The sequence below is a fragment of the Neisseria sp. P0013.S005 genome, from assembly GCF_051958425.1.
Classification (GTDB): domain Bacteria; phylum Pseudomonadota; class Gammaproteobacteria; order Burkholderiales; family Neisseriaceae; genus Neisseria; species Neisseria subflava.
Genome location: NZ_JBQCVL010000001.1, coordinates 224,014 through 238,440 on the forward strand (window position 1 = coordinate 224,014; position 14,427 = coordinate 238,440).

General features: G+C 51.6%; 15 protein-coding genes and 1 other RNA gene. All 16 read left to right on the forward strand.

Annotated elements, in window-relative coordinates:
- The first annotated feature begins 6 nt into the window (after positions 1–6).
- A complete protein-coding gene (locus ACTHTA_RS01125; protein WP_440364009.1) occupies positions 7–1,179 on the forward strand; it encodes a glycosyltransferase in 1,173 nt (390 codons plus the stop codon).
- Positions 1,172–1,789, forward strand: coding sequence for a sugar transferase (locus ACTHTA_RS01130; RefSeq protein ID WP_308887110.1), 618 nt, complete (start codon positions 1,172–1,174; stop codon positions 1,787–1,789). The genes ACTHTA_RS01125 and ACTHTA_RS01130 overlap by 8 nt, the downstream gene beginning before the upstream one ends.
- Positions 1,776–2,750: an ATP-grasp domain-containing protein gene (locus tag ACTHTA_RS01135; protein ID WP_308887109.1), complete on the forward strand. Its 975-nt coding sequence runs from the start codon at positions 1,776–1,778 to the stop codon at positions 2,748–2,750. The genes ACTHTA_RS01130 and ACTHTA_RS01135 overlap by 14 nt, the downstream gene beginning before the upstream one ends.
- Entirely contained in the window at positions 2,743–3,435 is a 693-nt protein-coding gene (locus ACTHTA_RS01140) for an HAD family hydrolase (RefSeq protein WP_308887107.1), read from the forward strand. Before ACTHTA_RS01135 ends, ACTHTA_RS01140 begins: the two co-directional genes overlap by 8 nt.
- A gap of 13 nt (positions 3,436–3,448) precedes the next feature.
- A complete protein-coding gene (locus ACTHTA_RS01145) occupies positions 3,449–4,228 on the forward strand; it encodes a methionyl-tRNA formyltransferase (RefSeq protein ID WP_250599550.1) in 780 nt (259 codons plus the stop codon).
- A complete protein-coding gene (locus ACTHTA_RS01150) occupies positions 4,221–5,396 on the forward strand; it encodes a DegT/DnrJ/EryC1/StrS family aminotransferase (RefSeq protein WP_308887106.1) in 1,176 nt (391 codons plus the stop codon). Before ACTHTA_RS01145 ends, ACTHTA_RS01150 begins: the two co-directional genes overlap by 8 nt.
- A 108-nt stretch (positions 5,397–5,504) precedes the next feature.
- The gene (locus ACTHTA_RS01155) at positions 5,505–7,406 is read left to right on the forward strand and encodes a polysaccharide biosynthesis protein (RefSeq protein ID WP_440375725.1); all 1,902 of its coding nucleotides are present in this window, start codon (positions 5,505–5,507) and stop codon (positions 7,404–7,406) included.
- Between the two features lie 43 nt (positions 7,407–7,449).
- Positions 7,450–8,577: a polysaccharide export protein gene (locus tag ACTHTA_RS01160; protein WP_003684536.1), complete on the forward strand. Its 1,128-nt coding sequence runs from the start codon at positions 7,450–7,452 to the stop codon at positions 8,575–8,577.
- A 171-nt stretch (positions 8,578–8,748) separates the two neighbouring features.
- Entirely contained in the window at positions 8,749–9,198 is a 450-nt protein-coding gene (locus ACTHTA_RS01165; RefSeq protein WP_049328305.1) for a low molecular weight protein-tyrosine-phosphatase, read from the forward strand.
- A gap of 26 nt (positions 9,199–9,224) precedes the next feature.
- Positions 9,225–11,384 carry a polysaccharide biosynthesis tyrosine autokinase gene (locus tag ACTHTA_RS01170; RefSeq protein ID WP_308887102.1) on the forward strand — a complete coding sequence of 720 codons (2,160 nt, stop codon included), beginning with the start codon at positions 9,225–9,227 and terminating at the stop codon, positions 11,382–11,384.
- 135 nt (positions 11,385–11,519) lie between these two features.
- Positions 11,520–12,509 (forward strand): NAD(P)H-dependent glycerol-3-phosphate dehydrogenase, encoded by a 990-nt coding sequence (locus tag ACTHTA_RS01175; RefSeq protein WP_070631182.1) that lies wholly within the window; start codon positions 11,520–11,522, stop codon positions 12,507–12,509.
- A 74-nt stretch (positions 12,510–12,583) separates the two neighbouring features.
- On the forward strand, positions 12,584–12,907 hold the full coding sequence (locus ACTHTA_RS01180) for a hypothetical protein (RefSeq protein ID WP_070631183.1): 324 nt from the start codon (positions 12,584–12,586) through the stop codon (positions 12,905–12,907).
- A gap of 11 nt (positions 12,908–12,918) precedes the next feature.
- Entirely contained in the window at positions 12,919–13,221 is a 303-nt protein-coding gene (locus ACTHTA_RS01185; RefSeq protein WP_070584685.1) for a cell division protein ZapA, read from the forward strand.
- Between the two features lie 8 nt (positions 13,222–13,229).
- A non-coding RNA gene (gene ssrS, locus ACTHTA_RS01190) (6S RNA) lies at positions 13,230–13,410 on the forward strand.
- Between the two features lie 178 nt (positions 13,411–13,588).
- Entirely contained in the window at positions 13,589–14,020 is a 432-nt protein-coding gene (gene rplM / locus ACTHTA_RS01195) for a 50S ribosomal protein L13 (RefSeq protein WP_003684605.1), read from the forward strand.
- A 12-nt stretch (positions 14,021–14,032) separates the two neighbouring features.
- A complete protein-coding gene (gene rpsI / locus ACTHTA_RS01200) occupies positions 14,033–14,425 on the forward strand; it encodes a 30S ribosomal protein S9 (RefSeq protein ID WP_308887100.1) in 393 nt (130 codons plus the stop codon).
- The last annotated feature ends 2 nt before the right edge of the window (positions 14,426–14,427 follow it).

The following is a 14,427-nucleotide window of genomic DNA, read 5'->3' on the forward strand; positions in this document are numbered from 1 at the left end:
GAAAATATGAACATCACCATCGTCGCCCCCTACTGTTCGCTGCCGTCCGAGCCGCATTTCAACCGCTTCTGGTATCTTGCTGAGCTGTTGTCGCAGTCTCATGACGTGCTGCTGATTACCAGCAATTTCAAACACTACGACAAATCTTTCAGACGACCTGAAGATGCCACATCTGCTTCGCAAGGTCGTCTGAAAGTCATGCTGCTGGAAGAGAGCGGCTACGGCAAAAACGTCTCGCTGGACCGCGTCAAAAGCCATCATGTATTCGTCAAAAATTTTGAGCAATGGCTGAAAAACTGCCGTCCGGGCGAGCAAGACGTCGTCTTTTCCGCCTATCCGCTGATTGCCACCAACCTGCTTTTGGGCGAACACAAAGCGCGTTTGGGCTACAAGCTGATTATCGACGTGCAGGACGTATGGCCGGAATCCTTCTCCTCGGTCGTGCCGTTTTTGAAAAAAATCCCGCACAACCTGCTGCCCTTCTCCTCTCGCGCCAACCGCGCCTACCGCTACGCCGACGCGCTGGTCGCCGTGTCGCAGACCTACCTCGACCGCGCCAAAGAAGCCAATCCGAACGTACCCGGCGAAGTCGTCTATATCGGCGCGGATTTTCCGAAACTCGATGCCGCGCCGGCAAAAGACTTCGGCGACGACAAAACCCGTTTCTTCTACTTGGGTACGCTCAGTTACAGCTATGACGTGGAAACCGTGTGCAAAGGCGTTCGCAAGCTGTTGGACGCCGGCGAAAACGTCGAATTGCACATCATGGGCGGCGGCCCCGATTTGGACAGGCTCAAACAATATGCCTGCGACGGCATCAAGTTTTACGGCTACATTCCTTACGCCGAAATGATGTCGGTCGCCAAAGGCTGCGACATCTCCGTCAACGCCATCCACTCTTACGCCATGCAGTCGATTACCAACAAACTCTCCGACTATATGGCTTTGCAAAAACCGATTCTGAACAGCCAGGTCAACGACGAAGTTGCCGAAGTCCTTACCCTGCTGCCGCATGCGAACTACCGTTCCGGCGATGTGGACGGTTTCGTCCAAGCCGCCAAAGACATTCTGGCGCGCAAAAACGACCCCGTTCAATCCGACGAAATCGTCCGCCGCTTCAAGCGCGACGTGGCGTATCAAAAAATCGTCAACCTGATTGAAAGATTAGCCCATGAGTAAATTCTTCAAACGCCTGTTTGACATCATCGCCTCCGCCTCAGGACTGATTTTCCTCTCGCCCGTATTTTTGATTTTGATATACCTCATCCGCAAAAACTTGGGCGAACCGGTATTCTTCACCCAAGAGCGGCCGGGCAAAGACGGCAAACCGTTTAAAATGATTAAATTCCGCTCCATGCGCGATGCGGTCGATAAAGACGGCAACCCGCTGCCCGACAGCGAACGCCTGACCGATTTCGGCAAAAAATTACGTGCCACCAGTTTGGACGAACTTCCTGAATTATGGAATGTCTTAAAAGGCGAGATGAGTCTAGTTGGCCCTCGTCCGCTGCTGATGCACTACCTGCCGTTGTACAACGACTTCCAAAACCGCCGCCACGAAATGAAACCGGGCGTGACCGGTTGGGCTCAAGTCAATGGCCGCAACGCCATTTCATGGGATGAGAAATTTGCCCACGATGTTTGGTACATCGACAACTTCAGCTTTTGGCTGGATATCAAAATTTTGTTCCTGACGGTTAAAAAAATCTTCGTCAAAGAAGGCATCTCAGCCGAAGGAGAAGCCACCATGCCTTATTTCACGGGTAATAAAACTGATGAAAAAAAATAACATACTGATTCTGTCGGCAGGTCGCCGTGTCGAATTGGTGCAGGACTTTCAAACCGAAGCCGCACGTTTTTCAGACGGCATCGGCGTTTTTGCCACTGACCTCAACCCACACATGTCTTCTGCCTGCCATGTTGCCGACCGCGCTTTCAGCGTGCCGCGTATCGATGCAGCCGAATACATTGACAGCATTCTCGAGCTGGCCCAACAACACGACATCGGTCTGATTGTGCCAACCATCGATACCGAGCTGCTCAAACTGGCCGAAGCACGTGACCGTTTTGAAGCTGAAGGAATACATATTGTCATTTCCGATGCAAAGCTGATTACCCTGTGCTGCGACAAGCGCCTGACCGCAGGCCTGTTTGCACAATACAGTATCCGTTCGCCTGAAATTTACGAACGTGACCGCCTGGTTTTCCCATGTTTTGCCAAGCCTTATGACGGCAGCCGAGCCATCGGTGCGAAAAAAATCAACACACCGGCTGATTTGACTGTCGACATTACCGAAGACCCGAAAATGATGTTCGCCCAATACATCGATATCGAGAATACTTTCTCCGAATTTACCGTCGATATGTATTACGACCGTCAAGGCCGTCTGAAATGCGCCATTCCTCGCGAACGTTTGGAAGTGCGCACCGGCGAAGTCAGCAAAGGCGCAACCCGACGCAATGCCCTATATGAAGAGCTGGTTGAAAAAATGGCCGTATTGGAAGGCGCACGCGGCTGTATTACCGCACAATTCTTCGTCAGCAAAACCGACAGCACGACCTACGGTGTGGAAATCAACCCGCGTTTCGGCGGCGGTTTCCCGCTGACTTACGCCGCAGGCGGCAACTATCCGGGCTGGCTGATTCAAGAATACATCGGCGGCCAAGACATCCCTTTCTCCAACGACTGGGAAAACAATTTAATCATGCTTCGTTACGATGCTAAAGTTTTGGTAAGAGAACATGATTAAGCCGGAAGAATCTGTCATCGTCTTCGATCTTGACGATACGCTTTACTCTGAGCACGACTACAAATGCTCCGGAATACAGGCAGTTGTAGGGATAATTACGTCGCTTTATCCTCAATACAATGCTGACGTACTAAATGAAATTGCAGACAATAAAAGTAAAGACTGGCTCGATAATTTGTGCCATCATTGCAAATTAAACGAATTAGAGAAACAATCACTTTTGTGGCAATATCGACTACACAGGCCTGTTATCCGACCCTATGTCGAACCGTCTTTTTTACGGAAGCTGATGCGCCCTTTTGCCGCACGCGCCCTGATTACAGACGGCCGCAGTCTGACACAGCGTTTGAAAATACAGGTCTTGGGTTTGACCGATTTGTTTGACGACATTTTGATTTCGGAAGCCATGCAATCGGAAAAACCCGAAGATAAGCGTTTTGTCTTCCTGCAAAACAAATATCCGGCTGCAAAACATTTCATCTACATCGGCGACAACATCAAAAAAGATTTTGTCGCACCCAACAAACTGGGGTGGCTCTCCATTGGCATCATGCCTAAGCCGCACAATATTCATCAAGCCGATCCCGAGCAATACGGTCATGAATACCAGCCCACCCTTTGGATAAACACCCTGGAAGAATTGACTACACTGACAACTTCCGCCACCGAAAAAGCAAATGCATAAGGGACATTTCTCCATGAAAATCTTATTTATGGGTCGTAAACAGGTTTCCGCCAACCTGCTTCGTTTTTTGACCAAACAAGACCATATCGAAATCGTCGGTGTCTTGACCGACAGCCATCTGCAAGGCTCGCCGACCACGGCTGCCGCACAGGAATTGGGCTTGCCCCTGTACACCTTCGATACGGCTTTGGAAGCAATGCGAGAAGGCCGTCTGAAATACGATTTGGGCTTGTCTGTCCTTTACTGGCGCAAGCTGCGTGATGAATTCCTGAGCATTCCGACTTTAGGCACGATCAACTTCCACCCTGCGCTGTTGCCCGAATACAAAGGCACAGGCGGCTACAATCTGGCCATCATGGACGAGCTGAACCAATGGGGCAATACCGCCCACTACGTTGATGCTTCCATCGATACCGGCGAAATTATCGAAGTGGACCGCTTCCCTATCGACGCTGAAACAGAAACCGCCCAATCGCTCGAACGCAAAACCATGCAGGCATTGGAAGATTTCGCACGACGCATCATCACCCGCGCCATCGAGTCGAAAACCAAATTGCCGACCACGCCAAACATCGGTGGCCGCTACGTCAGCCGTGACGAAATGGAAGCCATGAAGCAAATCTGCGACGGCGACGATATCGAGAAGAAAATCCGCGCCTTCTGGTTCCCTCCTTACGACGGCGCATACGTCGAAATCAACGGTCAGAAATACACCCTGATCAACCGCCAACTGCTGGAAGAAATCGCCCCCAAAGGCTCAACCAGTCTTTTCGCAGGAAAAACAAATGCTTAATACATCACTCTCCCCATGGCCAAGCTTTACTCAAGAAGAAGCCGATGCCGTTTCCAAAGTCCTGCTGTCCAACAAAGTCAACTACTGGACAGGTACGGAATGTCGCGAATTTGAAAAAGAATTTGCAGCTTTTGTCGGCACGCAATACGCCGTCGCCCTTTCCAACGGTACGTTGGCACTCGATGTCGCGCTAAAAGCAATGGGCATAGGCGCAGGCGACGACGTCATCGTTACCTCGCGCACCTTCCTCGCCTCCGCTTCCTGCATCGTTACCGCAGGCGCAAACCCCGTGTTTGCCGATGTGGATTTGAACAGCCAAAACATCAGCGCGGAAACCATCAAAGCCGCGCTGACGCCGAATACCAAAGCCATCATCGTCGTCCACCTCGCCGGTATGCCCGCCGAAATGGACGCCATCATGGACTTGGCCAAAGAACATAACTTGTGGGTTATCGAAGACTGCGCCCAAGCGCACGGTGCGAAATACAAAGGCAAATCCGTCGGCTCTATCGGCCACGTCGGCGCTTGGTCGTTCTGCCAAGACAAAATCATGACCACCGGCGGCGAAGGCGGCATGGTAACCACCAACGACAAAGAGCTGTGGAGCAAAATGTGGTCGTACAAAGACCACGGCAAAAGCTACGATGCCGTGTACAACCGTGAGCACGCACCCGGTTTCCGCTGGTTGCACGAAAGCTTCGGCACCAACTGGCGCATGATGGAAATGCAGGCTGTCATTGGCCGCATTCAGCTCAAACGTATGCCCGAATGGACTGCCCGCCGTCAAGCTCACACCGCCAAACTGGCTGAAAGCTTGGGCAAATTTGCCAGCATCCGTTTGGTTGAAGTAGCCGACTATATCGAACACGCGCAATACAAGTTCTATGTTTTCGTCAAACCCAAACACCTGAAAGACGGCTGGACGCGCGACCGTATCGTCAACGAACTGAACGCGCGCAAAGTCCCATGCTATCAAGGCAGCTGCTCCGAAGTGTATTTGGAAAAAGCCTTCGACGACACGCCTTGGCGTCCGAAAGAGCGTTTGAAAAACGCCGTCGAGTTGGGCGACACCAGCCTGATGTTCTTGGTGCACCCAACCCTGACCGATGAAGAAATTGCGTTCTGTAAAGAAAACATCGAAGCCGTATTGACTGAAGCCACGGCATAATCATTTTCAGACGGCCTGCAACTTCAGGCCGTCTGAAAAAATAAAACAGCCTGCTTCAAACAATCCGTACCAAGCCACATTACAACACTCAGACACAAGAAATATAAAATGAACTTGGAAACCCTGCTGGCTCTGCCGCGCAACCTTAAAAAAACCTTCTTCGTCATTCACGATATCTTGATAATATTCGTGGCGTTTTGGTTTGCCCAAAGCCTCAAAGTACAATATTCCGACGAATGGTTGAGCATCGCCAACTGGCTGGCTTTCGGCAGCACCGCTGTGCTGACCATCATCCTTTTCATCCGTATCGGCCTCTATCGCGCCGTCACACGCTTCGTCAGCATCCGTGTCCTGACCGCCGCCGCATTCGGCAGCATCATTTCAGCGGTCTTGTTCTGCCTAACCACCCTGATTTTTGAACGAAAACTGCACCTTGCCCTGCCCATCGTCTATTTCTTGGTCTTGGTGGTCGGCGTAACCAGCTCGCGCATGATCCTGCGCGCGATTCTGACCGATCATCACCGCAAACAGATGACCCCCGTCATCATCTACGGTGCAGGCCAATCCGGCCGCCAGTTGTTGGAAGCCATCAAACAGGTTAACGAATACTCAGCCATTGCCTTTGTCGATGACAACCCAAAAATCCAACGTACCGTCATCTATGATCTTGCCGTCTACAACCCCAACGAAATCCCGATGCTGATCAGCCGCTACGGCGTCCGTAAAATTCTGCTGGCGATTCCAAGTTCTACGCCGGAAGAACGCAAAGACATCATCCGCCGCCTCGAAGCATACAAATGCGAAGTCCTGACCATTCCGGGTATGAAAGATTTGGTCGACGGCAAAATCAACGTCAGCTCATTGAAAAAAATCTCTGTGGTCGATTTGCTCGGCCGCGCCCCTGTGGCACCGCGCCCTGAATTGATGAGCGCCGACATCAGCGACAAAGTCGTGATGGTGACCGGCGCAGGCGGTTCTATCGGCTCCGAACTTTGCCGTCAGATTCTCAACTGCCGTCCGACCAAACTGCTGTTGTTTGAATTGTCCGAGTTTGCCCTGTACAGCATAGACAAAGAATTGCGCGAAACCCAAGCCGCGCAAGGCAGCCAAGTCGAAGTCGTACCGCTTTTGGGCTCGGTTCAAAACAAAGAACGCCTTAGCAGCATCATGAAGGCCTATCACGTCGACACCGTCTATCATGCCGCAGCCTATAAACACGTCCCTATGGTTGAGTTTAACACCATCGAAGGCATTCAAAACAACGTGTTCGGCACACTCTGCTGCGCGCAGGCCGCCGTAGATGCGGGCGTTTCCACCTTTGTTTTGATTTCCACTGACAAAGCCGTCCGACCGACCAACACTATGGGCGCCAGCAAACGCATGGCCGAACTCTGCCTGCAAGCGCTTGCCGCTGAGCCGGAGCAAAAAACACGCTTCTGCATGGTGCGTTTCGGCAATGTATTGGGTTCATCCGGCTCCGTTGTCCCCGTATTTGAAAAACAAATTGCCGAAGGCGGCCCAATTACCCTGACCCACCAAGACATTACCCGCTACTTCATGACCATTCCCGAAGCAGCGCAACTGGTTATCCAAGCCGGCGCAATGGGTAAAGGCGGCGACGTATTCGTCCTCGACATGGGCGAATCCGTCAAAATCATCGACCTTGCCCGTCAAATGATTGTCCTCAGCGGCCTCAAAGTCAAAGACGAGCAGCACCCTCACGGCGACATCGAAATCAAGATTACCGGCCTGCGCCCGGGCGAGAAACTTTATGAAGAACTGCTCATTGGCGACGAGGTACAAAAAACCACTCATCCCCGTATTATGACCGCCAGTGAAGTAATGCTTCCATGGACGCAATTATCTGACATACTGTCGGAACTCCATACTGCCTGTCTCCAAAGCGACCAAAACAGCCTGCGCCAGCTTCTGCTGCGCGCACCGACAGGCTTCGTACCTAAAGACGGTATCTGCGACTTGGTTTGGCAACAAAACAATAAGGCCGTCTGAACATTTTCAGACGGCCCGGACACCATCCCGCAAGGACTACTACATGAAAAAAACGCTCTCCCTGCTTACTCTATTCGCACTGACTGCCTGTAACAGCACGACAGTCATTCCTGGTTCAACCATCAAAACCAGAACCAAAACCATTGTTTACACCGATACCGACACCGCAGCCGACACCAACCTCGACAGCCGCGTTGCCGTTTACCCCATCACGCCCAACCTGATTGAAAAAATGCGTAAGCCGCCTGTACTTTCCCAAAACAACCAAGGTTTGGAGCAAAGCAAAAGCGCTTACCGCTACCGCATCGGCAGCGGCGACGTCCTCAATATCATGGTTTGGGCGCACTCCGACCTTAACTCCCCTATCCAGCAAAGCAACCCGCAAACCAACCAAGTCAGCCGCGGGGCCTGGGTAGATGAGGGCGGTTATATTACTTACCCGCTGGCAGGCAAAATTCAAGCCAAAGACAAAACTTTGGACGAATTGCAAAACACCCTGACCAACCTTCTGAAACGCTACATCAAAAACCCTCAAGTAGCCATCAACGTTACCGAATTCCGTTCACAACGCATTTCAGTATCCGGTGCCATCAACCAAGCAGGTCAGCTGCCGATTACCAATATCCCGATGACCATTTTGGATGCCATCAACCAAGCAGGCGGCGTTACCCAAAGTGCCGACACCCAACACATCAAATGGACGCACAACGGCGTCGACCGCACCATCTCCCTGCAAGACATGCTGCAATACGGCGATATGTCGCAAAACCATCTTCTCAGCCATGGCGACATCGTTTACGTTCCTAACAGCAGCAACAACAAAATCTACATCATGGGCGAAGTCGGCAAACAAGCCACACTGCCGATCGGCAATCACGGCCTCAACCTGACCCAAGCGCTCGGAGAAGTCGGCGGCATGAACCAAAACTATGCCGATGCAACCGGCGTATTCGTAATCCGCCGCGCACCAGAAGACGCGGCCAAACCTATCCACATCTATCAGCTCAACCTGAAAGATGCGACTTCTTACGCATTGGGCAGCGAATTCAAACTGCGTTCGGAAGATACCGTTTACGTTACCGCCGCCCCGGTTACCCGTTGGAACCGCGTAATGTCACAAATTACCAACTCCATCAGCAACGTCAACACCCTCGACAATACGTTTAGATAAACAGTGGTTCCTGCTGTCAGACCCTTGTTTGACAGCAGGATACAAAATCACGCACAATCCAAGCTAATTACATAAACGGCATACAAAAGCCGTACACACCGCACAAACGGAAAAGCAGTATCTTATAGTCTGACTCACGTTTTTTTCAGGCCATAAACCGAAAACAATATCATGTACCACAACATACTCATCGTCTGCCTAGGCAACATCTGCCGCTCCCCCACTGCAGAGCGGATCATGCAGAAAAAACTACCCGGCCATCAAATCAGCAGCGCCGGCATAAAAGCACTGGCAGGTAAGGATGCCGATTTCCAGGCCATTAAAACCGCACTCAAACACGGCGTCATCGTTGCAGGCCATACGCCACGCCAACTGACCGCCCCGATGTGCGAACAGGCCGATTTGATTCTCGTCATGGAGCCCAGTCAAATCGATATGGTGGCCGACATCCATCCGCCGGCACGCAGCAAAACCATGCTGTTTGCCCAATGGTTGCCTAAAAAAACCATACCTGACCCATACAAACAAAGCAGCGAAATGTTTGAAGCCGTTTTTGAACAGCTCAATGCTGCCGCAGACACTTGGAAAACCAAACTAAACGGAAAAACTCAACCGGTATAAAACCGGCATGAACAAGAAAGCAAGCAATGAAAAAAACGACCTACACACCTTACAGCGCAGACAACGACGAAATCGACTTCGGCCAACAGCTGCGCGTAATTTGGACAAATAAATACAAAATCCTCGCCGCCCTGCTTGCAGGCGGCATTCTTGGCGCAGCCTTCAGCCTGGCATCCACTCCGCAATACCGTGCCGACGCCATGCTGGAAATTGAAACGCGGCAAAACCAAATCCTGACCGAAATCAACAGCATCTTCAACAACCAAACCACGCCGTCTGAAGCAGAAGTCGAGCTGGTTCAATCACGCTTGGTACTGGGTAAAACCGTTGACGACCTTCAGCTTGACCAAGAAGTCAAAGCCAAATACACACCCGTTATCGGCAGCCTGATGCACAACGTCAGCGGCGACCCTGATCCCAAACTGACCGTCGGCAGCTTTACCGTACAAGACGAATGGTTCAACAAAACCTTCACGCTGACCGCCAAGAGCAACAAAGCCTATACCCTTACCCTGCCTGACAAACGCGTTGTAGAAGGCAAGGTCGGCGTACCTCTGAAAATCAACAATCAAACCACCCTCAAAATCGATCAAATCTTAGCCAATCCGGGTCAAGAATTTGCGTTGACCAAGTTCTCGCGCATCAGCGCCATCGAAAACATCCAAAACAAACTGGCGGTCATCAGCAAAGGTAAAACCAGCCCCATCATCAACCTTACCTTTACCGGCACTGACCCTAAACGTACCAGTGTCATCCTCAACAGCATTGCCGACAACTACGTTGCGCAAAACCGCGAACGCGACGTCCAAGTTGCATCCAGCGGTTTGGCCTTCATCAGCGAAGAATTGCCACGCTTGAAAGAAACCTTGCAAGACGCTGAAAACAAACTCAATGCCTACCGCCAACAATCAGGCTCCCTCGACATTCCGCTCGAGTCCAAAGGCGCATTGGAAAGCCTGACCGGCATCGAAACCCAAATTACCCTGCTCAAAACCGAAGAAGCAGGCTTGGCCGAGCTATACACGCCGGAACACCCTTCCTATAAAGCTGTATTGGACAAACTTGCCGTTCTCGAGCGTGCTAAAAACAAAATCAACCAACAAATTGCTGAGTTGCCGAATACCCAACAAGAAGTTATCCGCCTGACCCGCGACGTAGAAACCAACCAGGCTACCTACGTCCAACTGTTGAGCAAACAACAAGAACTCAACATCATGAAAGCCAGTGCGCAAGGTAATGTCCGCATCGTCGATTATGCCTATGTCCCTGAAAACCCCGTTGCCCCGCGCAAAGCTGTCATCACACTCCTGAGCGCACTTGCCGCAGGTTCATTGACCGCTTTGTGGCTGATGATTCGCAACCGCATGAAAAACGGCATTACTTCATCCGAAGAAATCGAAAACCTCAATTTGGAAGTCGTCGCTCTTATTCCGCACTCCAAAACCCAGCAAAAACGCGACTTCTTCAAAAGCAAATTCAAGAAAACCGGCGGCCGTTCCAACTATCTGCTGGCCAGCGAAGACCGCGCCGACACGGCCGTCGAAGCCATCCGCGCCCTGCGCACCAATATCTACTTCTCCATGCTGGACGCGCCTAACAACGTCCTCATGATTACCGGTGCCGCGCCTGAAGCAGGTAAATCCTTTATCTCCGCCAACCTCGCCACCGTAATGGCGCAGTCGGGCAAACGCGTTCTGCTTATCGATACCGATATGCGCAAAGGCTACCTCGACCGACTCTTCGGCCTTACCCCCGAGTTCGGCTTGTCTGACATCCTTAACGGCAAAGCAGCTCCGGCTAAAGCCGTACAAGAAACCGGCATTGAAAACCTCCACCTCATCAGCAGCGGCAGCTATCCTAGCAATCCGTCTGAGCTTTTGATGGACAACCGTTTCAACGAGTTGCTTGCCAACGCTAGCCAACGCTACGACTACGTCATCTTGGACACGCCGCCCGTATTGGCCGTGACCGACGCCGTCATCATCGGCCAACATGCAGGCACCGTCCTGATGATCAGCCGTTATGCACATACGCGTGCACGAGAGCTTGAGGCCAGCGTTGAACGCCTCAAACAAAGCCACATCAACATCAAAGGTGTCGTCCTCAACGGCATGAAGCGCGAAGCCAACAACAGCTACGACTACTACGCCTACGATGCCTACCATTCCGGTAACAATAAATCATAAACCGAAGCAGGCCGTCTGAACTTTCAGACGGCCTAAGGCTTTTTAAACGGCACAAAATATTTTTCACAAACGCCGCCCTTGCACCCAAAAGCCGTTTGTTTTAAAGTAAGCCCCGTTCCCATATGGAAGAGAAACATGAAAATTACCGTCATCGGCGCAGGTTCGTGGGGGACAGCTCTCGCGTTGCACTTTGCGCACCACAACAATGAAGTTGCCCTTTGGACACGCAATCCCGACCAAATCCGCGCCCTGCAAACAGATCGCGAAAACAAACGCGGCCTGCCCGGCTTCCCTTTTCCTGAGTCCCTTACCGTTCACGCCGATTTGGGCGAAGCGCTGAAAGACAGCCAACTTGCCCTGATCGTAACCTCCGTAGCCGGCCTCAGAAGCAGCGCCGAGCTGCTCAAACAGCATAACGCTGCCGATATTCCCGTTCTCGCCGCCTGCAAAGGTTTTGAACAAGATACCGGCCTCTTGACTTTCCAAGTACTGAAAGAAGTCCTGCCTAACAATAAAAAAATCGGCGTTCTCTCAGGTCCGAGCTTTGCCCAAGAACTTGCAGCCCAACTGCCTTGCGCCGTCGTACTTGCTTCCGAAAACAAAGACTGGGTGGAGGAAACCACCGCCCAACTGAACACCAACGTGATGCGCCTGTACGGCAGCACCGACGTCATCGGCGTCGCTGTGGGCGGTGCCGTTAAAAACGTTATGGCGATTGCCACCGGCCTTTCAGACGGCCTCGAATACGGCCTCAATGCACGCGCAGCCTTAGTAACACGCGGCCTTGCCGAAATCACCCGCCTTGCCATTGCCATGGGCGCGCAACCCAAAACCATGATGGGCTTGGCAGGCATCGGCGACCTTATCCTGACCTGTACCGGCGCACTCTCGCGCAACCGCCGTGTCGGCCTCGGCCTCGCAGAAGGCAAAGAGTTGCATCAAGTGCTTGTCGAAATCGGCCACGTTTCCGAAGGCGTCAGCACCATTGAAGAAGTCTTCAACACCGCCGCCAAATACCAAATCGATATGCCCATCACTCAAACCCTGCTGCAACTCATCCGCAAAGAAATGACCCCGCAGCAAGTCGTTGAACGACTGATGGAACGAAGCGCGCGCTTCGAATAAACTGTCGCGCCGTCTGCCATTCAGACGGCCTGACGCACAATATGACGGCCATAAGGCCGTCTGAAGGGAAACACATGAAGCAATCACTGAACAATCTGGAAATCAACGTTTACCAACTTGTCCAAAAATTTGAAACACTGGTTTCAGAAAACCGCCGTCTCAACGAAGAAATCGACAGACTCAAACTCGAGCAAGAGCAACAAAAACGCCAACACGACGCGGCCATTGACGAACTCAGCGAAGCCTTGCTGGTTCAAGTCGGCAAACTCAAAGAAGACCTGCAAAGCAAAATTGACAACCTGACTGCCGAAAAAGAAAACTACCGCAACGCGCTGGCCCAAAGTGCAGACCAAATCCGCAGCCTCATTGCCCGACTGCCCCAAGAAACACAACAATAAAAGGATGCCCCGTGAGTATCGAACAAGTCAATCTCGACATCATGAATGTCAACTTCACCATCAACACGCCGAGTGAAGAAAAAACCACCCTCCTGCAAGCCGTTGAAATGCTCAACAAAAAAAGCGACGCGATTAAAGAAAGCGGCCGAATCGTCGGCACGGACAAAATCGTCGTCATGGCAGCCCTCAACGTCGTACACGACCTCTTGAAAACCACCCTCAACGACGATTTGGCAATCGGTGAATTTGAGCGTAAAATAACCGACATGAACAACGCGTGCCAAAAAGCATTGGCGCGCTTGGAGCAAAACTGATTTTCCCCTTTTCCCTGCGGTGTTCGCAAAGGCATACATTCCTTTGAACCAATACGTTCGCTTTAGGTTACCGGGAGCTGTAGTGGGCGCGAGCGTCCGTTTGTCGGACGCACCCGAAACTACCCGAGGTAACCGCCTTGTCAGCAAGGTTCAAGCGGATTCAGCCTAAACGGCACTCGTGGGGATTCCCTAAAAAAGCCATACCGACAGGTGTGGCTTTCCCCTTTCCAAGTTAAGACTTTCGTAAAGATTTCCGGCCGTCTGAAAAAACCGCATATTCATGCATCAAACACACTCAATTAAGATTGACAAAAGCCAATCTCCTCTTTAAAATCCATAACTTTCTATATATATCTGGATTCCAACCATGAAAACCTTCTCTGCAAAACCCCACGAGGTGAAGCGCGAATGGTTCGTCATTGACGCAGAAGACAAAGTTCTGGGTCGTGTCGCAGCCGAAGTCGCACACCGTCTGCGCGGCAAACACAAACCCGAATACACCCCTCACGTTGATACCGGCGATTACATCATCGTCATCAACGCAGACAAACTGCGCGTGACCGGTGCTAAATTCGAAGACAAAAAATACTTCCGTCACTCTGGTTTCCCAGGCGGCATCTACGAGCGTACTTTCCGCGAAATGCAAGAGCAATTCCCAGGCCGCGCTTTGGAACAAGCCGTAAAAGGCATGTTGCCTAAAGGTCCTCTGGGCTACGCCATGATCAAAAAACTGAAAGTGTACGCCGGCGCCGAACACGGCCACGCTGCACAACAACCTAAAGTTTTGGAACTGAAATAATAAGGACACGACATGAACGGTAAATACTACTACGGCACAGGCCGCCGCAAAAGTTCAGTGGCTCGTGTATTCTTGACTAAAGGTACCGGCCAAATCATCGTAAACGGCCGTCCCGTTGACGAATTCTTCTCACGTGAAACCAGCCGCATGGTTGTACGTCAACCTCTGGTTCTGACTGAAAATGCCGAATCTTTCGACATCAAAGTTAACGTAACCGGTGGTGGCGAAACCGGTCAATCCGGCGCTATCCGTCACGGCATTACCCGCGCCCTGATCGACTTCGATGCGGCTCTGAAACCAGCTCTGTCTCAAGCAGGCTTTGTTACTCGCGATGCTCGTGAAGTTGAACGTAAAAAACCTGGTTTGCGCAAAGCACGTCGCGCAAAACAATTCTCCAAACGTTAATA

Excerpts from the sequence above, each read along its gene's own strand:
- ACTHTA_RS01125 (WP_440364009.1), top strand. The coding sequence starts at position 7 with ATGAACATCACCATCGTCGCCCCCTACTGTTCGCTGCCGTCCGAGCCG.
- ACTHTA_RS01130 (WP_308887110.1), top strand. The coding sequence starts at position 1,172 with ATGAGTAAATTCTTCAAACGCCTGTTTGACATCATCGCCTCCGCCTCA.
- ACTHTA_RS01135 (WP_308887109.1), top strand. The coding sequence starts at position 1,776 with ATGAAAAAAAATAACATACTGATTCTGTCGGCAGGTCGCCGTGTCGAA.
- ACTHTA_RS01140 (WP_308887107.1), top strand. The coding sequence starts at position 2,743 with ATGATTAAGCCGGAAGAATCTGTCATCGTCTTCGATCTTGACGATACG.
- ACTHTA_RS01145 (WP_250599550.1), top strand. The coding sequence starts at position 3,449 with ATGAAAATCTTATTTATGGGTCGTAAACAGGTTTCCGCCAACCTGCTT.
- ACTHTA_RS01150 (WP_308887106.1), top strand. The coding sequence starts at position 4,221 with ATGCTTAATACATCACTCTCCCCATGGCCAAGCTTTACTCAAGAAGAA.
- ACTHTA_RS01155 (WP_440375725.1), top strand. The coding sequence starts at position 5,505 with ATGAACTTGGAAACCCTGCTGGCTCTGCCGCGCAACCTTAAAAAAACC.
- ACTHTA_RS01160 (WP_003684536.1), top strand. The coding sequence starts at position 7,450 with ATGAAAAAAACGCTCTCCCTGCTTACTCTATTCGCACTGACTGCCTGT.
- ACTHTA_RS01165 (WP_049328305.1), top strand. The coding sequence starts at position 8,749 with ATGTACCACAACATACTCATCGTCTGCCTAGGCAACATCTGCCGCTCC.
- ACTHTA_RS01170 (WP_308887102.1), top strand. The coding sequence starts at position 9,225 with ATGAAAAAAACGACCTACACACCTTACAGCGCAGACAACGACGAAATC.
- ACTHTA_RS01175 (WP_070631182.1), top strand. The coding sequence starts at position 11,520 with ATGAAAATTACCGTCATCGGCGCAGGTTCGTGGGGGACAGCTCTCGCG.
- ACTHTA_RS01180 (WP_070631183.1), top strand. The coding sequence starts at position 12,584 with ATGAAGCAATCACTGAACAATCTGGAAATCAACGTTTACCAACTTGTC.
- rplM (WP_003684605.1), top strand. The coding sequence starts at position 13,589 with ATGAAAACCTTCTCTGCAAAACCCCACGAGGTGAAGCGCGAATGGTTC.
- rpsI (WP_308887100.1), top strand. The coding sequence starts at position 14,033 with ATGAACGGTAAATACTACTACGGCACAGGCCGCCGCAAAAGTTCAGTG.